Here is a 24,647-nt window from a genome sequence, read left to right as displayed (position 1 = left end):
CACGGACGAGGGAGCGGCTTCGGCTACCATGCGCGCCATGCCTTTCACGCTCCTCGAGACCCTTTCCAGCCCGCTGCAGGACAACGACCAGCTGGCCGCTGTGGACTTAGGGTCCAACAGCTTCCACATGGTCGTGGCCCGCTATACCCAGGGTCAGCTGCGCGTGATCGATCGCCTGCGCGAGACGGTGCGCATGGCCGACGGCCTGGATGCCCGCGGCGGCCTGTCGCAGGAAGCCCACCAGCGCGCGATCGATTGCCTGTCGCGCTTCGGCCAGCGCATCCGCGAGCTGCCCGCCTCGCGCGTGCGCGCGCTGGCCACCAACACGGTGCGCCGGCTGGCGCTGCCGCAGAGCTTCCTGGTGCCGGCCGAGGCCGCGCTCGGCCATGCCATCGAGGTGGTGTCCGGCCGCGAGGAGGCGCGTCTGATCTACCTGGGCGTGGCCCAGGCGCAGCCGCCCAAGCCGGGCACGCGCCGGCTGGTGATCGACATCGGCGGCGGCTCGACCGAGTTCATCATCGGCAGCGGCCTGCAGACCCTGGAGCGCGAGAGCATCCAGGTCGGCTGCATCGCCAGCACGCGGCGCTTCTTTCCCGGCGGCAAGCTCTCGCGCAAGCGCTGGATGTCGGCGCTGACCGAGATCACCGCCGAGCTGCAGCAGTTCGCCCAGCAGTACCGGGCGCTGGGCTGGCAGGAGGCGATCGGCTCATCGGGCACGGCCAAGGCCATCGGCGACATCTGCGCGGCGATGAAGCTCACCAAGGGCGCGATCACCGCCGAGGCGCTGCCGCAGGTCCGCGATCGCCTGCTGCAGGCCGAGCGCGTGGACGCGATCGACCTGCCGAGCCTGAGCAAGGACCGCCAGCCGATCATCGCCGGCGGCGTGCTGGTGATGGAGGCCGCGTTCCAGGCGCTCGGCATCGACCGCATGATGGTCAGCAAGGCCGCCATGCGCGAAGGCATCCTGTACGACATGCTCGGCCGCCGCGGCAGCGACGATCCGCGCGAGCTGTCGGTGGCCACGATGATGCAGCGCTATGGCGTGGACATCGATCAGGCCGACCGCGTGGACGCCACGGCGCAGCGGCTGTTCGAGCAGGTCGCCAAGGCCTGGGACCTGGGCGAGGACGATGCCCGCCTGCTGCACTGGGCCGCGCGCCTGCACGAGATCGGCCAGGCCGTCGCGCACAGCCAGTACCACGTGCACGGCGCCTATCTTCTCGAGCATTCGGACATCGCCGGCTTCTCGCGCCAGGAGCAGCTGATGCTGGCGGCCCTGGTGCGCACGCACCGCCGCAGCATCCCCAAGGCGGCGTTCGACGCCCTGCCGGACCGCCGCATCCCGGCGATCCGGCGCCTGGCCGCGCTGCTGCGCCTGGCCGTGCTGCTGCACCGCGCGCACGACGCCGCGCCGATCCCGACCCTGGAGCTGACGGCCGAAGGCGACACGCTGCGCCTGCTGCTGGACAAGCAGTGGATCGACGCGCGCCCCCTGCTGCGTGCGGACCTGATCGGCGAATCGGACGACATGCCCGGCCTCGGTGTGGCCTTCAAGCCTTTCGTCACCTGAATTCGGCGACCGGCGTCACGCCGGTCCGGTGCGTGTATCCGCACTCTCACCGCGTCCAACACGCCGCGTTCATCTTGAATCGGGTACGGATGCTACCTTCGAGGAACCTGAACAGGCGAAGTGCGGCAGTGCCGTGATCCCGCTCGCACCTTGCCTTGGGCAACGTCCAAGAGGGCATGCATCGTGCACAACAACTCGGAAGACCTTATCCAGCGTGTGCTGACGCAGATCGCGTCGGCGTCGGTCTCGATCGACCGCAACATCGAGCAGATCCTGGGCGTCATGCGCGAACACCTGCAGATGGACGTGGCGTTCGTCTCCGAGTTCGGCTCGCGCGACCGCGTGTTCCGCCACGTCATCAACCCCACTGGGCGCGTGGTGCTAAGCCGCGGCGACACCATGCCGATGGAGGCCGGCTACTGCCCGCGGGTGGTCGATGGTCGCCTGCCGTCGCTGATCCCCGACACCTCCCGCCTGCCCGAGGCGATGGGGCTGCCGGAAACCATGAGCGTGCCGATCGGCTCGCACATCAGCGTGCCGATCCGGCTTTCCGACGGCAGCGTGTACGGCACGTTCTGCTGCTTCAGTTTCGAGGCCAAGCCGGGGCTGGACGAGCGCGACCTGCACGTGATGCGCGCCCTGGCCCAGTTGGTCTCCCTGCAGGTCCAGGGCGACATCGATGCGGTACAGCTGCACAACGAGAAGCTACGGCGCATCAGCGGCGTGCTGGAGATGGGCCAACCGCGCACGGTGTACCAGCCCATCTACCGTCTGCACGACCGCGCCCTGATCGGCGTGGAATGCCTGTCGCGCTTCGACATGGAACCCAAGCGTTCGCCCGACGTCTGGTTCAACGAGGCCAACGAGATCGGCCTGGGCATGCGCCTGGAGATCAACGCCATGCTGACCGCGCTGCAGGGCCTGCGCGGCATGCCGGGCGACTTCTATGTCTCGGTCAACATCTCGCCGCAGACCCTGGTCACCCAGAACATCCTGGGCCATCTGGATGTGATCGATGCCGGCCGGCTGGTGCTGGAGCTGACCGAGCATGCGCTGGTGGAGGACTATCCGGCGCTGCAGACGACCATCAAGCATCTGCGCGCGGCCGGCGTGCGTTTCGCGGTGGACGACGCGGGCGCCGGTTACTCCAGCATGCGCCACATCCTCACGCTGCACCCCGAGATCATCAAGATGGACATCAGCCTGACGCGCGATATCGACCACGATCGCGCGCGCCAGGCGATGGCCGCGGCGCTGGTCGGCTTCGGCCGCCAGACCGGCAGTCACGTCACCGCCGAAGGCATCGAGACGCGCGAGGAGCTCGAGGCGCTGCAATCGCTCGGCGTCGGCCAGGGCCAGGGCCAGGGCTACTACCTGTCCCATCCGCTCAGGCACGACGATCTGCGCGCACTGCTGCAGCCCGACGCCGTGCTCGGCTAAAGGCCACCGCGACGCTCGCCAGGCGGCTGCGCGCCTGCATCCGCGACGGGGCGATTTCGGGTTCCCCTTCGCGCGCGAAAGGGAAGAGGTCGGTGGGGGCAACTGTCTCCTCAAATCTCGCGGCGGTCTGCCCGTAGAGCGGAGCTTGCTCCGCTGGGGCCTTTCCCACGAACTGAACGAAGAGCAGCGGAGCAAGCTCCGCTCTACAGGTGGGGGCCGCCCGTGGCGGCGACGGGCTTTCCCCGCTTTCCCGGCCCTCCCAGCTGTACCAAGAAGTCAGACTTTCCTTCCTGAGAAAACCCACACCCGTCGTTCCCGCGAACGCGGGAACCCAGCGCCTCGATCCAACGCGCGAAAGTCCCTGGATTCCCGCCTTCGCGGGAATGACGGTAGGAAGTGGCTGGCGTCTGTCAGTCACCGCCCTTGTGGGAGCTGCCCTCGTGGCCTTTTCGGCCAATGGCGGCGAAGGCTTTACTGGTAAAGCCCCATCGCCGCCATGGCGGCTCCCACAGATCCCCCAACTCCCAAAGATCCACAAGGTCACGGCGATCGTGGTGGCTTTCATGCAACTGACATCGCACTGACATCGACGCTGCATCCGCGCCTCCCACCCTGTGTCAAACCCGGGAGGCGCCCATGCGCTATGTCATCGTCACCGAGACCTATCCGCCGGAAGTCAACGGCGTCGCCTTGACCGTGCAGGGCCTGGAAGAAGGCCTGCGCCAGCGCGGCCACCACGTCAGCGTGGTGCGCCCGCGCCAGGACGGCGCGGCGCAGGCCGCGCAGGACACCGTGCTGGTACGCGGTGCGGGCCTGCCGCGCTATCCCGGCCTGCGCTTCGGCCTGCCGGCGCCGCTGCAGCTGAAGGAGCACTTCCGCGCCTTCGCACCCGACGCGATCTACGTGGCGACCGAAGGCCCGCTGGGCTGGTCGGCGCTGCGCGCGGCCCAGCGTCTGGGCATTCCGGTGGCGACCGGCTTCCACACGCGCTTCGACCACTACATGGGCGACTACGGCCTGCCCTGGCTGCAGCCGGTCGCGCTGGGCTGGATGCGCCGCTTCCACAACCGCGGCGACGCCACGCTGGTGCCGACCCACGAGCTGGCGCAATGGCTGCAAGGTCAGGGCTTCGGCAAGGTCAAGCGGCTGGCGCGCGCAGTGGATACCGGCCAGTTCCATCCGGGCTTGCGCAGCGACGCGCTGCGCGCGCTGTGGGGCGCCGGCGAGGCCACGCCGGTGCTGCTGTCGGTGGGTCGCATCGCGGCCGAAAAGAACCTGGGCCTGGCGGTCCAGGCCTTTCGCGCGCTGCAGGCCCGCGTGCCGCAGGCGCGCATGGTGTGGGTTGGCGATGGCCCGGAGCGGGCGGCGCTGCAGCAGGCCAATCCGGACTTCGTGTTCTGCGGCGTGCAGCGCGGCGTCGAGCTGGCGCGGCACTACGCCAGCGCCGACCTGTTCGTGTTCCCCAGCCGCAGCGAGACCTTCGGCAACGTGACCCTGGAGGCGATGGCCAGTGGCCTGGCCACGGTGGCCTTCGACTCGGGCGCCGCGCACGAGCATCTGCGCCATGGCCTGCACGGGGCGGCGGTCGGCGACGACGCGCAGTTCGTCGCGGCGGTGCTGGAACTGGGCGGCGATGCGCAGCGCCTGCGCGCGATGGGCGCCGCGGCGCACCAGGCGGTCCAGGCGCTGCAGCCGGCCCAGGTAGCCGCGGATTTCGATGCCCTGCTCGCCGGGCTCGCCCATTCCCGCAAGGAGGAGTCCGCCGATGCGCTCGCCGTCTGAACTCTCGCTGCCGCGCGAAGCGCGCGTGTGCCTGCTGGCCAATCGCCTGGGTCGCCGCAGCGATGTGCGGCGCTTCTTCGCCATCGTCAGCCGCCTGGGCGATGGTGTGTTCTGGTACGCGCTGATGGGCGCGCTGATCGTGTTCGACGGCTGGCACGGCCTGGCCGCGGCGGCGCACCTGGCGGCGACCGGCGCGATCGCGCTGGTGCTGTACAAGGGCCTCAAGCGCTGGACCCGGCGGCCGCGGCCGTTCGCCTCGGACGTGCGCATCCAGGCCTGGGTGGCGCCGCTGGACGAGTTCTCCTTCCCCTCGGGCCACACGCTGCATGCGGTGGCCTTTACCGTGGTGGCGCTGGCGCACTACCCGGCGCTGGCGCCGCTGCTGCTGCCCTTCACCGCCTGCGTGGCGACCTCGCGCGTGGTGCTGGGCCTGCACTACCCCAGCGACGTGCTGGCCGCCACGGTGATCGGCATCGGCCTGGCCGCGCTGGCGCTGTGGGTGGTGCCCGGGGTCAGCCTGTTCGTCTGAGCGCGTCTAGCGCCGCTCAGGCTTCCCACTGCTCCACTTCCACCGCCGGCAGCAGCGGGCGCAGGGCCTCGCCACCGGGCTGGGAGAGCAGCTTCTGCGCGTCGCTGCGCGCCATGTCCAGGGTCAGACGCCAGCCGGCTTCTTCGTGGGCCTCGCCGCGCACGGCTTCCAGGTCGAACAGGCGCGCGCGCAGCCGGCCCGCGCTGGACGGCAGCAGCACCTCGCCGCGGATGCGCTCCAGGCCCAGGCGCTGGGCCAGCGCGTCCTGCAGCAGATCCAGGCCCACGCCATCGCGCGCCGAGATCCACACCCGCTCGCGCGCCAGACCCAGCGTGCCTGGTTCGGTGGTCTCGTCCAGCGCGCCCTCGGGCGCGTCGTGGCGCGGCTGCGCGCCCTCGATGCGGTCGATCTTGTTGAACACCAGCAGCTGCGGAATGTCGCCGGCGCCGATCTCGTTCAATACCAGGTCGACCTGTGCCATGCGCTCCTCGCGCAGCGGATCGGCCGCGTCGACCACGTGCAGCAGCAGGTCGGCCTCGCGCGCCTCGGACAGAGTGGAGCGGAACGCGGCGACCAGTTCGTGCGGCAGATCGCGCACGAAGCCGACCGTGTCGGCCAGCACCACCGCGCCGCCGGCCAGATTCACCCGGCGCACAGTCGGATCCAGCGTGGCGAACAGCTGGTCGGCGGCATAAGCCTCCGCGCCGGTCAGCGCGTTGAACAGGGTCGACTTGCCGGCGTTGGTGTAGCCGACCAGCGCCACGCGCGGCAGCTCGCTGCGCACGCGCGCCCGGCGCATCTGGGTGTGCTGCACCTCAACCTTTTCCAGCCGCTTCTGCAGTTGGTCCACGCGCTTCTGCAGCAGGCGGCGGTCGGTTTCCAGCTGGGTCTCACCCGGGCCACGCAGGCCGATGGAGCCACCGCGCTGGCGCTCCAGGTGGGTCCAGCCGCGCACCAGGCGGGTGGCGATGTGCTTGAGCTGGGCCAGTTCGACCTGCAGCTTGCCCTCGTGGCTGCGCGCGCGCTGGGCGAAGATGTCCAGGATCAGCCCGGTGCGGTCCAGCACGCGGCGCTCCAGGGCCTTTTCCAGGTTGCGCTCCTGGCCCGGCGTCAGGGCATGGTTGACCAGGATCAGGTCGGCGCCGGTGGCATCGGCCGCGGCCTTGACCTCATCCAGCTTGCCGCTGCCGATGAAGGTGGAGGGGCTGGGCCTGTCGGCGCGGGCGGTGACCAGGGCGGCGATGGTGGCGCCGGCCGAGCGCGCCAGCTCGGTGAACTCCTCGGCGGCATCCTCGTCGCTGGAGGCGGCGGCGGTTCCGCCGCGCACCGGCTGGATCAGCAGGGCATGCTCGCCCCGGCGGGAACGTTCGAACAACTCAGTCGGCATCGGTCACGGCAATCACGGGCTAAGGCCACAGCATGGTGGCGACTATCCTCCGCTTCAACCGCGGGCGGACGCGATGCGGTGCGCATTCCGACCAATGGACGCCCGGCCTGAACCGGGCGCCTCTGACGACTACTCGTCCTCGGCCTCGTCAGACGAGGGCTCGGCGCCGTCGGCACCGGGCTGCACATAGCCGCCGCCAGGCCCCACGCGCACGTTGCGCGCCGGCACCACGGTGGAGATGGCGTGCTTGTAGACCATCTGGCTCACGGTATTGCGCAGCAGCACCACGAACTGATCGAAGGACTCGATCGTCCCCTGCAGCTTGATGCCGTTGACCAGATAGACCGACACCGGAACCCGCTCGCGGCGCAGCGCGTTGAGGAAAGGATCCTGCAGGGATTGCCCCTTGGACATGCGAATGCTCCCGCCCATTCTTTCGATGGGACTGTTCTTGTAATGGGCCGGCGCGGTGACTGCTCCCCGAACCGCGGCCGGTCACGGGATATTACACAAGGCCGGCGGATTGACCAGACGCCATTTCGCGGTTTTCGCGGCAAGGCGGCTCAGCGGCCCAGGAACAGCGCCAGCGCGTCCTCCAGCTCGGCGCGCTGGGTCGCCGGGTCGAACCAGCGCAGGTCGTGGCGCGCCCGCAGCCAGGTGGACTGGCGCTTGGCCAGCTGGCGGGTGGCGGCGATGGCGCGTTCGCGGAAGTCCTCCGCGCTGCCCTGCCCGTCCAGGAATTCCCAGGCCTGGCGATAGCCGACCGCGCGCACCGCCGGCAGGTCCAGGGGCGCCGGGGCGGCCTGCATCTGCGGCAGGGCCCGCAGCGCGCGCACTTCATCGAGGAATCCGGCCGCGAGCATCGCGTCGAAGCGCTGCGCGATGCGCGTGTGCAGCACCGCGCGGTCGGCCGGCGCCAGGGCCAGCTTGAGCAGGCGCACGGGCAGCCGCGCGTCGCCGCGGCCCTCGGCCTGCCAGGCGCTGATCGGCTTGCCGCTGAGGCGGTAGACCTCCAGCGCGCGCTGGATGCGCTGCGGATCGGTCGGCTTGATCCGCGCCGCCGCCAAGGGGTCGACCTGCGCCAGCTGCGCATGCAGCGCGGGCCAGCCCTGCGCGGCGGCCTCGGCGGCAAGCGTGGCGCGCAGCTCGGGATCGGCCTGCGGCATGGCCGCCAGGCCCTCGGTCAGCGCCTGGAAGTACAGGCCGGTGCCGCCGGCCAGGATCGGGATGCGGCCGCGCGCGAGGATGGCCTCAAGCGCGGCGCGTGCCTCGAGCGCGAAGTCCGCCGCCGAGTAGGTCTGCCAGGGATCGCGCACGTCGATCAGGTGATGCGGCACCTGCGCCCGTTCCTCGGCGCTGGGCTTGGCCGCGCCGATGTCCAGGCCGCGATAGACCAGCGCCGAATCGACGCTGACGATCTCCCCGCCCAGCCGCTGCGCCCAGTCCAGGGCCAGCGCGGACTTGCCCGAGGCGGTGGGCCCGAGCAGGGCGATGGCAGGCGGCAGCAGCAGGTTCGACATGCGCGACAGTCTGCGGGGTGTCGGGCGAGGGGTCCATTGCGCCGGCGATGACTCGCTTCCTGAAGCCGATGGTTGCGAGACTGAAGTTTTCCGGGGAAAGCCCTTCGCCGCCATTGGTCAAAGAACCATAAGGGCGCCTTCCCCCTGTAGAGCGGAGCTTGCTCCGCTGCATTTCGGCCGGTTCATCGGGAAGCCCCAGCGGAGCAAGCTCCGCTCTACAGGAAGGTCGCGACATGATTCGAAGAGGCGGTTGCTCCGGCAAAAAGGAAGTGCCGGTGCACAGGCCTCAGAAGCTGTCGCCGGGGACGCGTACCCAGCCTTCCATCAGCACGCGCGCGCTGCGGCTCATGAGGGCCTTGGTGACCTGCCACTGGCCCTCGACCTGCTGCGCCTCGGCGCCCACACGCAGGGTGCCGGAAGGGTGGCCGAAGCGCACCGCGCTGCGCGGCCCGCCGCCGGCGGCGAGGTTGACCAGCGTGCCGGGAATCGCCGCCGCCGTGCCGATAGCCACCGCGGCGGTGCCCATCATCGCGTGGTGCAGCTTGCCCATCGACATCGCGCGCACGCGCAGGTCGATCTCGCCGGCCTCGACGGTCCTGCCGCTGGAGGCGACGTAGCTGTCGGCCGGCGCGACGAAGGCCAGCTTGGGCGTGTGCTGGCGCCGGGCCGCCTCGTCCAGCGTCCGGATCAGGCCCATGCGCAGCGCGCCGTGGGCGCGGATGGTCTCCAGCCGCGCCAGGGCCGCGGCGTCCTCGTTGATCGCGCCCTGCAGCTCGCTGCCGGTGTAGCCCAGCGCCGCGGCGTCGAGGAAGATCGTCGGGATGCCGGCATTGATCAGCGTGGCCTGGAAGCTGCCCACGCCGGGCACCTCCAGCGTGTCGACCACATGCCCGGTGGGGAACATCGCGCCGCCGTCCTCGCCGTCGTCGGCCGGGTCGAGGAACTCCAGCTGCACCTCGGCCGCCGGGAAGGTCACGCCATCGAGTTCGAAGTCGCCGGTCTCCTGCACCTGCCCGTCGGTGATCGGCACGTGGGCGACGATGGTCTTGCCGATGTTGGCCTGCCAGATGCGCACCGTGCACAGGCCATCGCGCGGCACCTTCGCCGGATCAATCAGGCCCGAGGCGATGGCGAACGGCCCCACCGCCGCCGACAGATTGCCGCAGTTGCCCGACCAGTCCACGAAGGCGCTGTCGATGGACACCTGGCCGAACAGATAGTCCACGTCGTGGTCGGCACGCGCGCTGCGGGAGACGATCACCGCCTTGCTGGTGCTGGACGTCGCGCCGCCCATGCCGTCGATCTGCTTGCCGTACGGATCGGGGCTGCCGATCACCCGCAGCAGCAGCGCATCGCGCGCCGCGCCGGGCGCCTGCGCGCGCTCGGGCAGGTCCTGCAGACGGAAGAACACGCCCTTGGAGGTGCCACCGCGCAGGTAGGTGGCGGGGATCCTGATCTGCGGGACATGCGACATGGGGGACATCCTTTCAGCGTGCGCGCGGCACGCGTTGCATCAGAGGGAAAAGGCGGCCTGCACCGGCTGCGGCGCGGCGGGCGCCAGCGTCCAGCGCGACAGGGTCCGGTAGCGGTAGGGATCACCGCTACCGATGGCCAGCTCGAAACTCTCGATCGGCCAGTCGATGGCGCGGATCGGCTTGATGCGCTGGCGCCGGGCCTCGAGGTCGTAGCGATAGCTCAGCGTCACGTGCGGGCGGTGGCCCTTGCGACTGGTCAACAGCCCCTGGTCGGCGATGGCCAGCTTCAGCGCGAGCAGCAGTTCCTTCAGCGCATCGACCGGCTGCGAACAGCACAGCTCGATATTGGCGCTGGCGCGCGCGTTGGGGCTCACCCGCAGCTGGTCCAGCGACAGCAGGAAGCCGTGCGCCTGCACGGCCTGACCGGCCTGCAGCAGCAGCGCGCGTGTCTGCGGTGAATCGATGAAGCGGTCCGACAGCGTCTGGTGCCAGTTGACCAAGGGAAACATCGCCAGCCCCGTGGCCGCCTGGATGCCCTGCTCGCGCGTGGCGACATCGAAGACCTCGCGCATCGCCGCGTCGGGGCGGGCGATGAACAGCAGGCGGTCGCCGCCCATTTCCTTGCTCCACAGCCGGTCCAGCAGCTGACCTGGCGGCGGCGCGGGAGGCTGCGGTCGCATGGTGGTCAGCACGCGCTCAGGCCGCCTTGGACGACTCGAGGAAGTCCTGGGCGAAGCGCTGCAGCACGCCACCGGCCTCGTAGATGGAGACCTCTTCGTCCGAGTCCAGCCGGCAGCGCACCGGCACCTGTTCCGTACTGCCGTCCTTGCGGTGAACCACCAGCGTCAGCGTGGCGCGCGGCGCGCGCTGGCCGAGGACATCGTAAGTCTCGGTGCCGTCCAGACGCAGCGTGCGCCGGTCGGTGCCGGGCAGGAATTCCAGCGGCAGCACCCCCATGCCGATCAGATTGGTGCGGTGGATGCGCTCGAAGCCCTCGGCCACGATCGCCTCCACCCCCGCCAGACGCACGCCCTTGGCGGCCCAGTCGCGCGAACTGCCCTGGCCGTAGTCGGCGCCGGCGATGATGATCAGCGGCTGGCCGCGCTGCATGTAGGCCTCGATGGCCTCCCACATGCGCACCACCCGGCCATCGGGTTCGATCCGCGCCAGCGAGCCCTGCGTCTCCACCCCGTCGATCACCGCCATCTCGTTGAGCAGCTTGGGGTTGGCGAAAGTCGCGCGCTGCGCGGTGAGATGGTCGCCGCGATGGGTGGCGTAGGAGTTGAAGTCCTCCTCCGGCACGCCCATACGCGCCAGGTACTCCCCGGCCGCGCTGCTGGCCAGGATGGCGTTGGACGGCGAGAGATGATCGGTGGTGATGTTGTCGCCCAGCAGCGCCAGCGGACGCATGCCGCGCAGCGTGCGCGCGCCGGCCAGCGCGCCCTCCCAATACGGCGGGCGACGGATGTAGGTGCTCATCGGCCGCCAGTCGTAGAGCGGGCTGATCTTCTGCTCGTGTTCGACGCGCACGTCGAACATCGGCCCGTAGACCTTGCGGAACTGCTCGGGCTTGACGCTGGCCTTGACCACCGCGTCCACCTCCGCATCCGAAGGCCACAGGTCCTTGAGCGTGATCGGCTGGCCGTCGGCGTCGAAGCCCAGCGCGTCCTTCTCGATGTCGAAGCGCACCGTGCCGGCGATGGCATAGGCGATCACCAGCGCTGGCGAGGCCAGGAAGGCCTGCTTGGCATAAGGATGGATGCGGCCGTCGAAGTTGCGGTTGCCGCTGAGCACAGCGGTGGCGTAGAGGTCGCGCTCGATGATCTCCTGCTGGATCTTCGGATCCAGCGCGCCGCTCATGCCGTTGCAGGTGGTGCAGGCGAAGGCGACGATGCCGAAGCCCAGCCGCTCCAGCTCGGGCAGCAGTCCCGATTCCTCCAGATACAGCTGCACCGCCTTGGAACCGGGCGCCAGCGAGGTCTTGACCCACGGTTTGCGCGTGAGCCCGCGCGCGTTGGCGTTGCGCGCCAGCAGCGCGGCGGCGATGACGTTGCGCGGATTGGAAGTGTTGGTGCAACTGGTGATCGCCGCGATGACCACCGCGCCGTCGGGCATCAGGCCATTGGCCTCCTCCGCGCGCGCCTTGTCCAGATCCACCGCGATGCCGCGCTCGGCCAGCGCGCGGGTGGGCAGGCGCCGGTGCGGGTTGGACGGGCCGGCCAGGGTGCGATCGACCGTGGACAGATCGAACTGCAGCACGCGCTCGTACTGCGCGCTGGCCAGGTCGTCGACCCAGATGCCGGCGGTGCGCGCGTAGGTCTCCACCAGCTGCACCTGCGCCTCTTCGCGGCCGGTCAGGCGCAGATAGTCCAGGGTCTGGTCGTCGATGTGGAACAGCGCAGCGGTGGCGCCGTACTCGGGGCACATGTTGGAGATGGTCGCGCGGTCGCCGATGCTCAGCGTCGCCGCGCCCGCGCCGTAGAACTCCAGGTAGGCGCCGACCACCTTCTGCTTGCGCAGGAACTCGGTCAGGGCCAGCACGATGTCGGTGCAGGTGATGCCCTCGCCCGGGCGGCCGGTCAGCTCGACCCCGACGATATCGGGCAGGCGCATCCACGAGGCACGGCCCAGCATCACGTTCTCCGCCTCCAGCCCGCCCACGCCGACGGCGATCACGCCCAGCGCGTCCACGTGCGGGGTATGGCTGTCGGTGCCCACGCAGGTGTCGGGGAAGGCCACGCCGTCGCGGGTGTAGATCACCGGCGACATCTTCTCCAGGTTGATCTGATGCATGATCCCGTTGCCCGGGCCGATCACCTCGATGTTGCGGAACGCCTTGGCCGTCCAGTCGATGAAGTCGAAGCGGTCGGCGTTGCGACGGTCCTCGATGGCGCGATTCTTGGCGAACGCCTGCGGATCGGTCCCGCCGCATTCCACCGCCAGCGAGTGGTCCACGATCAGCTGCACCGGCACCACCGGATTGACCTGGGCCGGGTCGCCGCCCTGCTCGGCGATGGCATCGCGCAGGCCGGCCAGATCCACCAGCGCCGTCTGGCCCAGGATGTCGTGGCAGACCACGCGCACTGGGAACCAGGGGAAGTCCAGGTCGCGCCGGCGCTCGATCAGCTGGCCCAGGTAGGCCGGCAGCTGCGCCGGATCTGCGCAGCGCACCAGGTTCTCCGCATGCACCCGCGCGGTGTACGGCAACCCCGCCCAAGCGCCCGGCGCGAGCGCTTCCACCGCGGCGCGGGCGTCGAAATAATCCAGCGCGGTGCCGGGGAGCGAGGTGCGGTAAGCGGTGTTCATGGCGGGATCCTGCGATCAGATCTGGCGGACGACGTCGGATACGGACGTGGCCCGTACCGGGGCGCAATCTGGCACCGCACGATGCATTGATCAATCTTGAGCGGCAGAATCAACCTGTCTGCGGCGCCCGGGCGTGAATTCAAACGCGCGTTTGGCTTCGCTATGATGACGCCCCTTTCGCCATGCCCCGCCGATGGAGCACAGCCGATGACCCCCGACGCGCTACTCGCCCAGTACGGGCCCCGCGAATCGATGGAATACGACGTGGTGGTGGTCGGCGCCGGCCCGGGCGGCCTGGCCACCGCGATCCGGCTCAAGCAGCTGGCCGTCGAGGCCGGTCGCGACGTGTCGGTGTGCGTGCTGGAGAAGGGCTCCGAGCCCGGCGCCCACATCCTGTCCGGCGCGATCATGGACCCGCGCGCGCTGACCGAGCTGTTCCCCGACTGGAAGGAAAAGGGCGCCCCGCTTAAGCAGCCGGTGACCGAGGACCAGTTCCTGTTCCTCAGCGACACCGGCGCCAAGGCGACCCCGCATGCGCTGCTGCCCGAGTGCTTCCACAACCAGGGCAACTACATCATCAGCCTCGGCGCCCTGACGCGCTGGCTCAGCACCCAGGCCGAGGGGTTGGGCGTGGAGATCTTCCCGGGCTTCGCCGCCACCGAGATCCTCTACAGCGACGCCGGCGCGGTGAAGGGCGTGGCCACCGGCAACATGGGCCTGGGCAAGGACGGCGAGCCGACGGCCGAGTTCCAGCTGGGCATGGAGCTGCACGCCAAGTACACGATCTTCGCCGAGGGCTCGCGCGGCCAGCTCGGCCGCCAGCTGCTGGCCAAGTTCTCGCTGGACGCCGGCAAGGATCCGCAGGCCTATGGGCTGGGCATCAAGGAACTCTGGCAGATTGACCCGGCCAGGCACACGCCCGGCCTGGTGGTCCACACCGCCGGCTGGCCGCTGGATGCGGACACCTATGGCGGCTCGTTCCTGTACCACGCCGAAGACGGCAAGGTCGCCATCGGCCTGGTGGTGGGCCTGGACTACAGGAACCCGTGGCTGAGTCCGTTCGAGGAATTCCAGCGCTTCAAGACCCATCCGGCGATCCGCAAGTACCTGGAAGGCGGCAAGCGCATCGGCTATGGCGCCCGTTCGATCACCGCCGGCGGCCTGATGTCGCTGCCCAAGCTGGTCTTCCCCGGCGGCGCGCTGGTCGGCTGCGAGGCCGGCACGCTCAACGCCAGCCGCATCAAGGGCAGCCACGCGGCGATCAAGACCGGCATGCTGGCCGCCGAGGCGGCGTTCGCGGCGCTGGGCGAAGGCCGCAGCGGCGATGAACTGAGCGCCTACCCGGCGGCCTTCGAGGCCAGCTGGCTGTACGCCGAGCTGCAGCAGTCCAAGAACTTCAAGCAGTGGTTCAAGAAGGGCCGCACGCTGGCCACACTGATGACCGGCATCGAGCAATGGCTGCTGCCCAAGCTGGGCATCCGCAACCCGCCGTGGACGCTGCGCCACAGCACGCCGGACCATGCCTGCCTGGAGCCGGCCAACCAGCACCAGAAGATCGCCTACCCCAAGCCGGACGGCCAGCTGACCTTCGACCGGCTGTCCTCGGTGTTCCTGTCCAGCACCAACCACGACGAGGACCAGCCGGCGCATCTGACGCTCAAGGACCCGGCCGTGCCGGTGGAGATCAACCTGGCGACCTATGCGGGCCCAGAGGCGCGCTATTGCCCGGCGGGCGTCTACGAGTTCGTCGCCGCCGACGGCGGCGGCCAGCGCCTGCAGATCAACGCCCAGAACTGCGTGCACTGCAAGACCTGCGACATCAAGGATCCGACCCAGAACATCGTCTGGGTCGCCCCGCAGGGCGGCGGTGGCCCGAACTACGCGGGCATGTAGGCCGGAAGGTTAGCGCCGCGACCTCGCGCCGCCTCTGGCGGCGCCTTCGACCGAATTCCGACAGGGCCACACGGCCTACTGCGCCCGGCCCGGCCTGCGCGTGACACGCGCAGGCGGCGTTCCAGTCGTCCCCCGCCGGCAAAAACCGGATAATGCGCCCCATGCAGAACCCCGCCCTGTCCGTCGTTGTGCCCGTCTTCAACGAGCGCGACAACACCGCCCCCCTGGTCCACGAGATCGTCGCCGCCCTGCGCGGCGTGGTGCCGTTCGAGATCCTCTACGTCGACGACCATTCGCGCGACGACACGCTGGCCACGCTGCAGGCGCTCAAGGCGCAGGTGCCCGAACTGCGCGTGCTGCAGCACCAGACCCAGAGCGGCCAGAGCACCGCGATCCGCACGGGCGTCAAGGCCGCGCGCGCGCCGTGGATCGCCACGCTCGATGGCGATGGCCAGAACGACCCGGCCGATCTGCCCAAGCTGCTGCGCGCGCGCGATGCCGGCGATCCGCTGGTGAAGCTCTACGCCGGCTGGCGCGTCGACCGCAAGGACAGCGGCAGCAAGCGGTGGGCCTCGCGCTACGCCAACGCCATCCGCGCGCGCATGCTGCGCGACGATACGCCGGACACCGGCTGCGGTACCAAGCTGTTCGAGCGCGACGCCTTCCTCGATCTGCCCTACTTCGACCACATGCACCGCTACCTGCCGGCGCTGATGCAGCGCGCCGGCTGGAAGACCATCAGCGTGCCGGTCAACCATCGTCCGCGCGGCGCCGGCGTGTCCAAGTACAACAACCTGCAGCGCGCCCTGGTCGGCATCCGCGACCTGCGCGGCGTGGCGTGGTTGATCGCCCGCAGCAAGCGCACCGCGGTGAAGGAACTCTAAAGAATGGAAATCCACTGGCTGGACCAGCCGATCCAGGCCTTGTTCTGGACCGGCATCCACATCACCGGCTGGAAGCTCATCGGCTATACCGGCGCCCTGATGTTCGGCGGCCGCTGGCTGGTGCAGTTCATCGCCTCCAAGCGCGCCGGCAAACCGGTGATCCCGCGCCTGTTCTGGTACATGAGCGTCGTCGGCAGCCTGATGACCCTGGCCTACTTCATCTTCTCGGCCAAGCAGGACTCGGTCGGCGTCCTGCAGAACCTCTTCCCCGCCTTCACCGCGCTCTACAGCCTGCACCTGGACATCAAGCATCGCGGCTGGAAGCGCGATCGCGCGACGCATTAGGCGCGGGAGATCCCTATTCCCTGTACTTGGGCATGGTGCAGTCTGAGTACACCACCTTGCACGACGCACCTGGGCCGGCTTTCTCTCTGCAATATTTGAGGCCGAGTTCACTGGCGAGCTCGATCGAGCCAGCAGTCTGAGCAAAATTGCTAGTGCCTAGAATCTGAGGATCAATCAATGCCATGCATTGGTTGAAATAAGTGAAAGACACCACGCATGAACGTCCACCGCGCTCCTCGCATGCTTCAAGTGCACGTTTTTCAGCGGCCCGCTTTGAAAGTTCGCCTGTCGATACGCCACCAATCAAATTGGGGCTGTCGGCAATCGCGCCCCACGTCTTGTCCCAGTGACCGACGATCTTCACGATGGTCCTTCCCGAACCAGAGCCGGCTTGGGGGAGATCGGGCTGGCACAACACTGAGCCGGCCGCGACTCCGCCAGGACAGCGCGTCTGTGCATCTGCGCCTGCCGCAATGAGCGTTGGTGCCGCAATCAGGCCCAATCGCGCCATAAATCTTGCACCTTTAGTAGCGCTGGAAGATCGGATCGGTGCAGTCCGTATAAAGTATCTTGCAATCAGAGCTCTTCTCGGCACAACCTTTTAGGGCCTCGCTGCTAGCAATCTCAATGTTCTTAGCACTCGACTGCACTTCCCACGCCCTGCCGCTGGCCTGCAAACCCGTCGCGTAGGCGACGCACTGGTTTTGATACGCAAATAGCGCCTTACAACTGCTGCCGCCGCCCTGTGCGCACGCGGTGAGCGCTGCCTGCTCCGCTTCGCCCCTACTTAACTTGCCTACAGATGCTCCAACCTCAGTTCCAACAGTATCCTTGGCAATCGCACCCCAAGTCTTGATCCATTTACCTGCAGGCCGTGGCGGCAACGCAATCTCGTTGCCTTGCTGGTTGTAGTACCCGAGTCGATTCTGTTCAGCCTGGAACTGCTGTTGCTGCTGCTGTTGCACAGCATCCTGGCCAAAAGCATGCGAACAATAGAAAAGTCCGCAATTTATTATCAAGACTCCAAAGATCTTCACTACGCCCTCCTCCGATCAAATCACCTCGAATGACCGAGAGAAATACACTTATGCCATCCCACCTGAATCCCCACTGGCCGTAATGTACCGCTTGACACATAAATCTATGTGGGACCAGAACCTTGCGGATCGGGGTGCGCACCTTTCGAACCAGAGGACGCCGTTAACGTTGAGTTTCCTGACCCAAGAACATTAACGTTACGCCCTTGTTGCATTTGTTCATTCTTGATGGTATCGAGCTGAGAACTCCTTCCCATCTGCGCCGGCATGTAACTCCCCGCCGGCTGCCCGTTCGGGCCCGGCTGCCCACTCTGCGGGGCATTGGCATTGATCGCCGAGTACGGGCTGAAGCTGGCCAGCATGCCCTGGAAGAACGAGGCCGCCATTGGCGGACAGGTGATCAGCATTGTCGTGAGGATCAATCCCAGTCCAGCCGTCTGCATCGCTGCTTCTCGAAGCCCAGCCGGATTGGCTAGCTGGAACTGCGTCGTCGCCCACTGCACGCCCGCCACCGTGATCATCAGCTTCATCGCGATGTTCGACAACACGTACAGCGTCGCCAGCGAGAACATCATCCCCGCACCGTACATGAGCCAGCGAGAAAACAACTGTTTGGTCGCATCGAACATCAGGCAAATAATGAACAGCGGCCCCAACCCGACGAACAGCGCCATTCCCACTTCGTACATCAGCACCATCGCGCCACCCGTGATCGCAGGCCCCCCGATCCCCAACATCACCATGACCCGCAACATCCCCGACTCGCCTTCCAGCGCGCCATCGCCGCCGGTCTGGGCTGAACTGACCGCCGTCAGCGCATTCATCGCAAGCGAGGTCGCATCCAGGCTCGCGTTGATGCTCTCGAACATGTCCTTATTACTCTGATCGGCGTTGTTGGTCACCATGCCGTAGATGGCCTCGCCCAACCCCGAGGTCAGGCTCTTGTACAAGGCCGACGAATTGCCCGCGAAGCCCGTCGCGATGCCGATCACGAGCATGGCCTTCAGCGTGTCCCCCACCAGAGCCATCATCGGCTCACGAGAACGCCCGGTCATCACCCGCCAGCCCTGAATGAAGATCCAGATGGTCAGCAGGCTGAGCGCCAGCATCCCGAACAGCGCGGCGAACCGGCTGAGGAGACTGGACTGGAAGCCATTGATCTCCTCCTGCAGGAACTCGAAGATAAGAGGAAAGAAAAGAAAGTCGGGCATGGCTAAGAGATGTCCTTGTCTACTTCGTCGAGCTCGCGATCGCCAAGATGACTTGCATCATTCCTGCGCATTCGACTGATATAGGTGCGCGCCGGCCAAAGCCGCTGTCAAGAGCGCGCTTCTGACTGCGCCGTCGACAAAGGACGACCCTTTACCGCGCTGAAGGTCTCGCGTCAGATCAGCCAACTTGGCGTTCTGATCGGTGAAATAGCGACTGTAGCTGTCCATGGTCAGCCTCAGATTCATCTGGTCGATCTGGATCTGCGTCTGCAGGGCCAGGAGCTTGTTGGTATTGGACTCGAGGGATCCGAACTCGGTCTCCGCCCCGGTATCGATTTGCTTACGTTCCTGAAGAATCGCGTTGAGCTCCTCTTGCCGCTTCTTTGTCAGCTCGAGCATTTTTACCAAGTAGTTGTTGAGCTTCACTTCCTTGGTGACCATGTCCGTACAGATCTTATTTTGATCCGTACTGACCGCGTTATCGGGCTGTACACGGCAGCGCGACGACTGCACATCGGAAGCGTCGTTTCGCTCCGACATCTTGCTGTCGTTATCATCCTGAAGGCTGAGCGTCTTATTCTTACTTGTATCGTAAGCATCGCTTTTCACATGGCTCTGCTTGTAAATCTTATCCAGCCGCTCATTGACGTCCTGTTTCAGGTTGTCAATCTTGGTCTGTGTTGTTTCATCGGTGACATGCCATTGCGCGAACGCCGGCGCACAGGCGGCCAAGAGGCCGAGGCAGACGCACGCCCGAAGCGCCTGCTGGGATCGGCGGCGGAGAGGGATAGCGGTCGTGCTCATGGGAACTCCTTGGATCGAGATACGATTCATCGAATTGTCGTTATGCCAATGCGCTGCGGCCTGCGCGGTGAGCGACACGCCCGCCCTTGCCAGACCCCTTGCGGTTTTCATAGAACAGCTCAAGCCACTCTTCCGGCGTCAGATCGGCCGCAGGTTTCTCCAGCTGCATCGAACGCTGCGCCAGCACCTGGTGCATGATCTCGATGTTGTCGGTGGAGGCCGAGATCACCGAGAGCGCATCATCGAGCCCGCGCAGGTTCAGCTGGCACACCACCGAGCCATGACCCTGCTTGACCAGGAAACAGCGCGAGCGCTCGTCGAGGCTGACGACGACCTGATACTCGGCCTCGGTGAGCTTGAGCCCCTCGATGTAATCCTCGCGACTGGCGTTCGGATTCGGCAGCAGGATCAGGGTCGCGGTCTGCTCGATCAGCGCGGCGGAAATATCGCTCGCCAGCGCGTCTTCGGGGCTCTGCGTAGCGAAGATGCCCAGGCCATTCTGCTTTCGGATGGTCTTCTGCTTGTTCTTTGCGAACTCCTTCAGCCCGCCCTTTCCGTCCAGGATCTTCCAGAACTCGTCCATGACATAGATCAGCGGACGGCCGTCGATCAACTCCTCCAGGCGGTGCAGGAGATAGTTGATGACCGGCGCGCGGACCTCCGGATTGTCGATGATGTCGGTGTAGTCGAAGCCGATGATGTTGGCTTTCTGCAGATCGATGGTGTCCACCGGATTGTCGAACACCCAGCCGAGCGAATTGCCTGCCGTCCACTTGCGGATGCGCGCATACAATCCGTCGTCGCCCATGTTGGGCAGACTCTTCTGGAAGTTGGTCATCGTCCGCAGGTGCGGCGGCGTGTCCAGAATGTTCTCGACCGCGCGGAAGATGTCCTCCTCCTCGCGCGCGGTGTAGGCGATCTTGCCGGCCAGCACCTTGACCAGATCGGCCAGGAACTGGACGTTGGCCTCGTTACGCTCGCACTGGAAGGGGTTGAATCCGGTCGGCCGGCCGTTCTCCAGCGCCAGATAGTTGCCGCCGCACGCGCGAACGAAGATCTCCGCGCCGCGATCCTTGTCGAAGAAGAAGATCGTCGGCGATGGCGTGTACTTCTGCACCTGGCTCAACAGGAAGTTGATCAGCGCCGTCTTGCCGGTACCCGACTTGCCGATCACCATCGTATTGGCGATGGCCTTCTCGCCGAACGAATTCTCCGCCGGATGCGTGGCGTGGAAATTGAAGTAGTACGGCTGCCCGTTGGTGGTCTGCAGCGTGGTGATGCACTCGCCCCAGGGATTGTTGTCTTTCTTACCCGTGGCGAAGTTGTGCAGCGGCGAGAGGCCAAGGAAGTTCAGCGAACTGATGTTGGCCGGCCGCGTCCGATACTTCCAGTTGGCCGGCAGCTGCGAGTAGAACGAGGCGGTCACCGCCAGGTCCTCCTTGGCCGAGACGAAGCCCGCATTGGACAGCTCGGCCCGCGCGGTAGCCACGTTCTGCTGCAGCTGCGCCTGGCTATCGGCGTACAGCGCCATCACGAAGTGGTACTCGCCCAGCACGAAGTTGCCCGAGGACAGCTGATCCATCGCATGGTCGAGCTCGGCGATCTGGCTGACCGCCTTGTCGCCGGAGGAAATCATCATGCCCTTGGTCCGGTCGAGCACCTTCAGCGCATCGTGCCGGCCCATCGGGCTGAAGGAATGACTGATGACGTATTCGAAGTCCAGATACTTCAAGCCATTGAGGATGCCCGGGAAGGTGCCGTCGGGGTATTCCTTCACGTTGAGGATCGCGCCGTAGTGCTTCTCGCCGTTGGGCGTGGCGATGATGTAATCGCCGGTCTTGGCCGAGAACAGATGCTTGCTGACCGGCAGATAGTCCTTGATCGACGCGCCCAGCACCGGCACCGGTTCGGTCACGCGATTCAGGATGTAGCCCAGGAACTCCAGCGTCTCGGAGAACACAATGCCGTTGCGCGCTTCGTAGATGCCCAGGCGATACGGCGAATAATCCTTGAGCACCGCTTCCACGTTGCCCGCCAGCTCCAGGACCTTGGCGACGGCCTGCTCTTCCATCGCCCTCAACCGTTCCAGATCGCCGCTCTTCTCCACGAAGGCCTTGCCGGCGACGATGGGGCGATACAGCAACGTCAGATACATCTCGTTGCGCATCACCTTTTGGCTGGACAGACTCTCGAAGTAGTCGTCCGACAGCTGCTGGTTGAACTTCTGCGCGAAGGTGCTGCGCTGACGGATGCTGCCGCGGCGGCGCACATCGTGGACCCAGAACGCCACGTTCACGAAGTCCGGCGCACGCAGGGTCTGCAGCATCCGGTTGAACGTATTGTGCCGGTGCTCCAGCTCCCACTCCTCGCGGCCGACGAAGGGCAGACCGCCCAGGTGCCAGGTCAGCAGATAGTCCCCGCCCGTGGTCTTGACCACGGACTGCGCCACATGGCTCGAATAGGGAATGAACTCGCTGACGGGCGAATCGGGGTTGAACATAGGACCTTCCTGGTTTACTGCAACTGCCAGGCGCCGATCGGCGCCTGGCACAAACTCGAACTGCCTACTCGCGCTCGGCAGGCTTCTTCCGGTACGGGTTGGGCGAAAACACCCAAAGCCCGTCGTTGTGACGGATGTTGCGAGTCCGCATGCGGAACTGCAGACGCAGCCCCATCAAGCGGAAAATCATCTCGTCGCGCTTGGCCATCTGCCGCATCACGAAGATCACCACCGGCAAGGCCAGCAGCCAGAGCAGGTTGCCGCTGTACATCGCGAAAAGCAGCGTGCCGCCTGCCCCGATGAAGAACGGGACATACGGCACGCCCATGAACATCGCCGGGCGCGTGCAGCCGCGGAACATGATGTTCTTTTGCATGGATCAGCGGACCTGTTCCACCGGCAGCACGATCATGCTCGCAGTTGCACCAGTCGTCATGCACTTCGAGCTGTTCTCGTTCTTCGGCATGACCATGGCGGCGATCTGGCCTGCCGCGCCGATCAACAGACCGCCGATCAGGATGGGAGCGACATCGCCGATACGCTTATGGGCGAACGCGATCTGATAGCCGGCGAAGATGACCGCGATGGTCACCACCGCGATCGAGGCAATCGTCAGGATGTTGTTCACGCTGCCGAAGAACCCGCAGACGCTGTCGGCAGTGTCGCCATAGCCGTTGTTCTGCGCGAACGCCGGCAGCGCTAACACCGCGCCCAGCAGAATTGCAGACTTCAGCATCGACTTACACGTTGCAGTCGTCTGGGTCGAGATCAACTTGCCTTGCTTTTCCATGTGACTCTCCTTGCTTCGAGGGTGGGATGGGGGAATGCCTCCCCGGGATCGGCGCCGTTCCCCAGAACGGCGCCAGGAACTCAGAACACGAATGCGTTGTCGCCCGCCTGTCCCTGCGCCTTGCCAGCCGCGTCGGCCACCTGAGGCGCGGCCGCCTGGGCTGGCGCGGCCTCCGCCTTCTGGCCTTGCAGGGGCGTGGGAAAGACGGGCCCGTTGCGGGTCAATCGCACCACGCCGCTGGCCGACGGCGCCGCCTGGGCAGGCCCAGGCGCGGCCGCACCAGCAGACGCGGGGACATCGCGGGCCGCGCTCACAACAGGAGCAGCGGCATCCTGCGAAGCGGACCTGGAAAGCGTCTCCTGCCCGTCGTCCTGGCCCACGACGCGGCGCGAGAGCGGCGCTTGCGCGTCTGCAACCGACCCGGCGCGAGAGGCCGACGGCGATACATTCGCCACCACCGGGATGGCGTTGCCGAGGTCCATCCCGGCGCGCTGACCGGCGATGGACGCGAAGATCTTCTGGACGTAGCCGTGCTGATATCCGGTCGTGAAGTTGCCCGAGTAGTAACAGCTGAACGCGCTACCCCAGTCTCCCTGCGCGCGCGCGTGGCACTCGGAGAGGATCCGCGCGCCTGCTCGCAGATTCACGCAACCATCGAAGGCCTGCGCGTACGAGGCGACCCCGTACTTGCGCAGGTTGTAGCGATTGACCTGGGCCAACCCGACAGAAAAATTGTAGCCCCGGCTTTCGAGCATCTCGGCGGTCGCAACCGCTTCGGCGAGATTACGTGGCTGGCGCACCAGACGCCCACCCACTACGCCGATGGCGTAGGGGTTGGCCGAGGACTCGACCTGCACCACGTGATGCATGACGTCCATGGGCACCGCGAGGTTTTGGCACTGCATCATGTCCACGAAGGGAAGCATGCGCACCTCCTTTGCCTGTAGGCACCACCTGTCCGCTTCCCACGGGGCCGGGCGCGCGATCCATGGCGCGGCATCTGCGATACCGCATCTTCTGCCAGCCTCGAAGGCGATGTCAATTCGTTCACCCCTCCTCCTTCGTGATGGAGCGCACGCTAAATTCGGCTTGAAACATGGTCCGTCGCCCGCGTCGTCAGTCAGTGAAAACACGGTCCGGCGTGAAATCGATCCCAGTGATATACCGACCACCGGCGTGGGCCTTGATATGCACCACGATATCGATCGTCATCATCAGCAACCGCTTGATGACGCTGAATTCGAGGCCCGCGCCCTCCGACGAGGCCTTCACCATCAGCGCGAGCTGGTCCCAGGTCTGACCGATGCTGCCCGCGTGGCAGCTGGTGATCGAACCGGGATGGCCGGACGCGCAGTTGCGGATGAAGTAGAACGACTCGTCGCCGCGCAGCTCGGCCAGGATGATGCGGTCCGGCTTCATGCGCAGGCAGGCTTCCATGCAGCTCTTGGCGGTCACGTTGCTGGTGCTCTGCCCGCCCTTGGAGTACAGCAGATGCACGACGTTAGGCTGCTCGATGAAGAGTTCGCGCGCGTCCTCGATGGTCACCAGACGCTCATCGCGCGGGATGTGATGAACCAGCGCCTTCATGAAGGTCGTCTTGCCGCTGCCGGTGGCGCCGGACACCACGATGTTCTTCTTGTAGAGCACGGCCTTGCGGAAGAACTCGGCGTAATCGCGGCGCCGGCGCAGCTCGAGCAGTTCCTCGTCGTGCGCGCTGAGCCCGGCATTGCCTTCCAGAATCTGGTCGAAAAAGCCTTCCTGCTGATACTGATCGAGCGTGCGTGTCTGATGCGAAGGCAGGCGGATCGTGATCGAGACCTTGCCCGGATCGCATGCCGGCGGAATCACGAACTGCGCGCGCTGACCGGTCGGGAAGGTCAGCGACACCACCGGATCGGCATCGGTGATGCGCTGGCCGGTGTTGCTCTCGTTGACCACGGCGGTGCAGAACTGACGGGCGCGCTCGAAGTTCAGCGACGGCACCTCGATCCGGCGCCAGCCATCCCGCCCCTCCAGATACAGCTCGCCCGGTCGATTGACGCAGATCTCGGTCACGTCGTGGGACGACATGTACTCGCGGATGCCGAGCACCTCGTACTGATAGTCGAGGAACTCGTTGGACACCTGGGCGACCGGCCCTTCGGTGACACCGCCTTCCATGAGTCGTCCCTCCA

The 24,647-nt window shown here is 66.6% G+C and carries 22 protein-coding genes; 7 read left to right on the top strand and 15 right to left on the bottom strand.

Going from position 1 to position 24,647, the window contains the following annotated elements:
• Positions 1 to 37 precede the first annotated feature (37 nt).
• From ppx to MWN52_RS06115, 4 genes are all read left to right on the top strand, one after another.
• On the top strand, positions 38 to 1,570 hold the full coding sequence (gene ppx / locus MWN52_RS06130; RefSeq protein WP_286577073.1) for an exopolyphosphatase: 1,533 nt from the start codon (positions 38 to 40) through the stop codon (positions 1,568 to 1,570).
• A 183-nt stretch (positions 1,571 to 1,753) separates the two neighbouring features.
• Positions 1,754 to 3,010: a sensor domain-containing phosphodiesterase gene (locus MWN52_RS06125; RefSeq protein ID WP_286577072.1), complete on the top strand. Its 1,257-nt coding sequence runs from the start codon at positions 1,754 to 1,756 to the stop codon at positions 3,008 to 3,010.
• 636 nt (positions 3,011 to 3,646) lie between these two features.
• On the top strand, positions 3,647 to 4,792 hold the full coding sequence (locus MWN52_RS06120; protein ID WP_286577071.1) for a glycosyltransferase family 4 protein: 1,146 nt from the start codon (positions 3,647 to 3,649) through the stop codon (positions 4,790 to 4,792).
• Positions 4,776 to 5,321 carry a phosphatase PAP2 family protein gene (locus MWN52_RS06115; protein WP_130529130.1) on the top strand — a complete coding sequence of 182 codons (546 nt, stop codon included), beginning with the start codon at positions 4,776 to 4,778 and terminating at the stop codon, positions 5,319 to 5,321. Before MWN52_RS06120 ends, MWN52_RS06115 begins: the two co-directional genes overlap by 17 nt.
• Positions 5,322 to 5,337: 16 nt before the next feature.
• Here the strand turns inward: MWN52_RS06115 and hflX are convergent, their stop codons facing one another.
• The 6 genes from hflX to acnD all read right to left on the bottom strand — a co-directional run bounded on the left by hflX (position 5,338) and on the right by acnD (position 13,009).
• On the bottom strand, positions 5,338 to 6,696 hold the full coding sequence (gene hflX / locus MWN52_RS06110; protein WP_131659917.1) for a ribosome rescue GTPase HflX: 1,359 nt from the start codon (positions 6,694 to 6,696) through the stop codon (positions 5,338 to 5,340).
• Between the two features lie 141 nt (positions 6,697 to 6,837).
• Entirely contained in the window at positions 6,838 to 7,122 is a 285-nt protein-coding gene (hfq, locus tag MWN52_RS06105) for an RNA chaperone Hfq (protein WP_130533796.1), read from the bottom strand.
• 149 nt (positions 7,123 to 7,271) lie between these two features.
• Complete coding sequence (gene miaA / locus MWN52_RS06100) at positions 7,272 to 8,228, bottom strand: tRNA (adenosine(37)-N6)-dimethylallyltransferase MiaA (RefSeq protein ID WP_286577069.1); 957 nt, start codon at positions 8,226 to 8,228, stop codon at positions 7,272 to 7,274.
• A 286-nt stretch (positions 8,229 to 8,514) separates the two neighbouring features.
• Positions 8,515 to 9,702, bottom strand: coding sequence for a 2-methylaconitate cis-trans isomerase PrpF (gene prpF / locus MWN52_RS06095; RefSeq protein WP_286577068.1), 1,188 nt, complete (start codon positions 9,700 to 9,702; stop codon positions 8,515 to 8,517).
• 39 nt (positions 9,703 to 9,741) lie between these two features.
• Positions 9,742 to 10,383, bottom strand: a complete 642-nt coding sequence (locus MWN52_RS06090) for a 2'-5' RNA ligase family protein (protein ID WP_286577066.1) — start codon at positions 10,381 to 10,383, stop codon at positions 9,742 to 9,744.
• A 16-nt stretch (positions 10,384 to 10,399) separates the two neighbouring features.
• The gene (gene acnD / locus MWN52_RS06085) at positions 10,400 to 13,009 is read right to left on the bottom strand and encodes a Fe/S-dependent 2-methylisocitrate dehydratase AcnD (protein ID WP_286577065.1); all 2,610 of its coding nucleotides are present in this window, start codon (positions 13,007 to 13,009) and stop codon (positions 10,400 to 10,402) included.
• A 207-nt stretch (positions 13,010 to 13,216) separates the two neighbouring features.
• Here acnD and MWN52_RS06080 point away from each other — a divergent pair, with 207 nt between their 5' ends.
• From MWN52_RS06080 to MWN52_RS06070, 3 genes are all read left to right on the top strand, one after another.
• On the top strand, positions 13,217 to 14,902 hold the full coding sequence (locus tag MWN52_RS06080) for an electron transfer flavoprotein-ubiquinone oxidoreductase (RefSeq protein ID WP_286577064.1): 1,686 nt from the start codon (positions 13,217 to 13,219) through the stop codon (positions 14,900 to 14,902).
• Between the two features lie 161 nt (positions 14,903 to 15,063).
• Complete coding sequence (locus MWN52_RS06075) at positions 15,064 to 15,786, top strand: glycosyltransferase family 2 protein (protein WP_286577062.1); 723 nt, start codon at positions 15,064 to 15,066, stop codon at positions 15,784 to 15,786.
• Between the two features lie 3 nt (positions 15,787 to 15,789).
• A complete protein-coding gene (locus tag MWN52_RS06070; RefSeq protein WP_130519944.1) occupies positions 15,790 to 16,131 on the top strand; it encodes a lipid-A-disaccharide synthase N-terminal domain-containing protein in 342 nt (113 codons plus the stop codon).
• Between the two features lie 13 nt (positions 16,132 to 16,144).
• Here the strand turns inward: MWN52_RS06070 and MWN52_RS06065 are convergent, their stop codons facing one another.
• The 9 genes from MWN52_RS06065 to virB11 all read right to left on the bottom strand — a co-directional run bounded on the left by MWN52_RS06065 (position 16,145) and on the right by virB11 (position 24,633).
• The gene (locus MWN52_RS06065; protein ID WP_165402905.1) at positions 16,145 to 16,495 is read right to left on the bottom strand and encodes a DUF4189 domain-containing protein; all 351 of its coding nucleotides are present in this window, start codon (positions 16,493 to 16,495) and stop codon (positions 16,145 to 16,147) included.
• Between the two features lie 160 nt (positions 16,496 to 16,655).
• A complete protein-coding gene (locus tag MWN52_RS06060; RefSeq protein WP_286577058.1) occupies positions 16,656 to 17,168 on the bottom strand; it encodes a DUF4189 domain-containing protein in 513 nt (170 codons plus the stop codon).
• A 104-nt stretch (positions 17,169 to 17,272) separates the two neighbouring features.
• Positions 17,273 to 18,379 carry a TrbL/VirB6 family protein gene (locus tag MWN52_RS06055; RefSeq protein ID WP_286577057.1) on the bottom strand — a complete coding sequence of 369 codons (1,107 nt, stop codon included), beginning with the start codon at positions 18,377 to 18,379 and terminating at the stop codon, positions 17,273 to 17,275.
• Between the two features lie 57 nt (positions 18,380 to 18,436).
• Positions 18,437 to 19,183, bottom strand: coding sequence for a hypothetical protein (locus MWN52_RS06050; protein ID WP_286577056.1), 747 nt, complete (start codon positions 19,181 to 19,183; stop codon positions 18,437 to 18,439).
• A gap of 40 nt (positions 19,184 to 19,223) precedes the next feature.
• Positions 19,224 to 21,683, bottom strand: coding sequence for a VirB4 family type IV secretion/conjugal transfer ATPase (locus tag MWN52_RS06045; protein WP_286577055.1), 2,460 nt, complete (start codon positions 21,681 to 21,683; stop codon positions 19,224 to 19,226).
• A gap of 64 nt (positions 21,684 to 21,747) precedes the next feature.
• Positions 21,748 to 22,059 carry a VirB3 family type IV secretion system protein gene (locus MWN52_RS06040; protein ID WP_130519931.1) on the bottom strand — a complete coding sequence of 104 codons (312 nt, stop codon included), beginning with the start codon at positions 22,057 to 22,059 and terminating at the stop codon, positions 21,748 to 21,750.
• Positions 22,060 to 22,062: 3 nt separating this feature from the next.
• The gene (locus MWN52_RS06035; protein WP_286577052.1) at positions 22,063 to 22,473 is read right to left on the bottom strand and encodes a TrbC/VirB2 family protein; all 411 of its coding nucleotides are present in this window, start codon (positions 22,471 to 22,473) and stop codon (positions 22,063 to 22,065) included.
• A gap of 80 nt (positions 22,474 to 22,553) precedes the next feature.
• A complete protein-coding gene (locus MWN52_RS19545; RefSeq protein ID WP_425608086.1) occupies positions 22,554 to 23,399 on the bottom strand; it encodes a lytic transglycosylase domain-containing protein in 846 nt (281 codons plus the stop codon).
• A gap of 190 nt (positions 23,400 to 23,589) precedes the next feature.
• Positions 23,590 to 24,633 carry a P-type DNA transfer ATPase VirB11 gene (gene virB11, locus MWN52_RS06025; protein ID WP_425608085.1) on the bottom strand — a complete coding sequence of 348 codons (1,044 nt, stop codon included), beginning with the start codon at positions 24,631 to 24,633 and terminating at the stop codon, positions 23,590 to 23,592.
• Between the last annotated feature and the right edge of the window lie 14 nt (positions 24,634 to 24,647).

It is taken from the genome of Pseudoxanthomonas winnipegensis (assembly GCF_030322905.1).
GTDB lineage: Bacteria > Pseudomonadota > Gammaproteobacteria > Xanthomonadales > Xanthomonadaceae > Pseudoxanthomonas_A > Pseudoxanthomonas_A winnipegensis.
Note: the sequence above shows the minus strand (reverse complement) of the source record. Positions and strands in the feature narration are given on the sequence as shown.

Excerpts from the sequence above, each read along its gene's own strand:
- ppx (WP_286577073.1), top strand. The coding sequence starts at position 38 with ATGCCTTTCACGCTCCTCGAGACCCTTTCCAGCCCGCTGCAGGACAAC.
- MWN52_RS06120 (WP_286577071.1), top strand. The coding sequence starts at position 3,647 with ATGCGCTATGTCATCGTCACCGAGACCTATCCGCCGGAAGTCAACGGC.
- MWN52_RS06115 (WP_130529130.1), top strand. The coding sequence starts at position 4,776 with ATGCGCTCGCCGTCTGAACTCTCGCTGCCGCGCGAAGCGCGCGTGTGC.
- hfq (WP_130533796.1), bottom strand. The coding sequence starts at position 7,122 with ATGTCCAAGGGGCAATCCCTGCAGGATCCTTTCCTCAACGCGCTGCGC.
- miaA (WP_286577069.1), bottom strand. The coding sequence starts at position 8,228 with ATGTCGAACCTGCTGCTGCCGCCTGCCATCGCCCTGCTCGGGCCCACC.
- prpF (WP_286577068.1), bottom strand. The coding sequence starts at position 9,702 with ATGTCGCATGTCCCGCAGATCAGGATCCCCGCCACCTACCTGCGCGGT.
- MWN52_RS06090 (WP_286577066.1), bottom strand. The coding sequence starts at position 10,383 with ATGCGACCGCAGCCTCCCGCGCCGCCGCCAGGTCAGCTGCTGGACCGG.
- acnD (WP_286577065.1), bottom strand. The coding sequence starts at position 13,009 with ATGAACACCGCTTACCGCACCTCGCTCCCCGGCACCGCGCTGGATTAT.
- MWN52_RS06080 (WP_286577064.1), top strand. The coding sequence starts at position 13,217 with ATGACCCCCGACGCGCTACTCGCCCAGTACGGGCCCCGCGAATCGATG.
- MWN52_RS06075 (WP_286577062.1), top strand. The coding sequence starts at position 15,064 with ATGCAGAACCCCGCCCTGTCCGTCGTTGTGCCCGTCTTCAACGAGCGC.
- MWN52_RS06070 (WP_130519944.1), top strand. The coding sequence starts at position 15,790 with ATGGAAATCCACTGGCTGGACCAGCCGATCCAGGCCTTGTTCTGGACC.
- MWN52_RS06055 (WP_286577057.1), bottom strand. The coding sequence starts at position 18,379 with ATGCCCGACTTTCTTTTCTTTCCTCTTATCTTCGAGTTCCTGCAGGAG.
- MWN52_RS06050 (WP_286577056.1), bottom strand. The coding sequence starts at position 19,183 with ATGAGCACGACCGCTATCCCTCTCCGCCGCCGATCCCAGCAGGCGCTT.
- MWN52_RS06045 (WP_286577055.1), bottom strand. The coding sequence starts at position 21,683 with ATGTTCAACCCCGATTCGCCCGTCAGCGAGTTCATTCCCTATTCGAGC.
- MWN52_RS06040 (WP_130519931.1), bottom strand. The coding sequence starts at position 22,059 with ATGCAAAAGAACATCATGTTCCGCGGCTGCACGCGCCCGGCGATGTTC.
- MWN52_RS06035 (WP_286577052.1), bottom strand. The coding sequence starts at position 22,473 with ATGGAAAAGCAAGGCAAGTTGATCTCGACCCAGACGACTGCAACGTGT.
- MWN52_RS19545 (WP_425608086.1), bottom strand. The coding sequence starts at position 23,399 with ATGCTTCCCTTCGTGGACATGATGCAGTGCCAAAACCTCGCGGTGCCC.
- virB11 (WP_425608085.1), bottom strand. The coding sequence starts at position 24,633 with ATGGAAGGCGGTGTCACCGAAGGGCCGGTCGCCCAGGTGTCCAACGAG.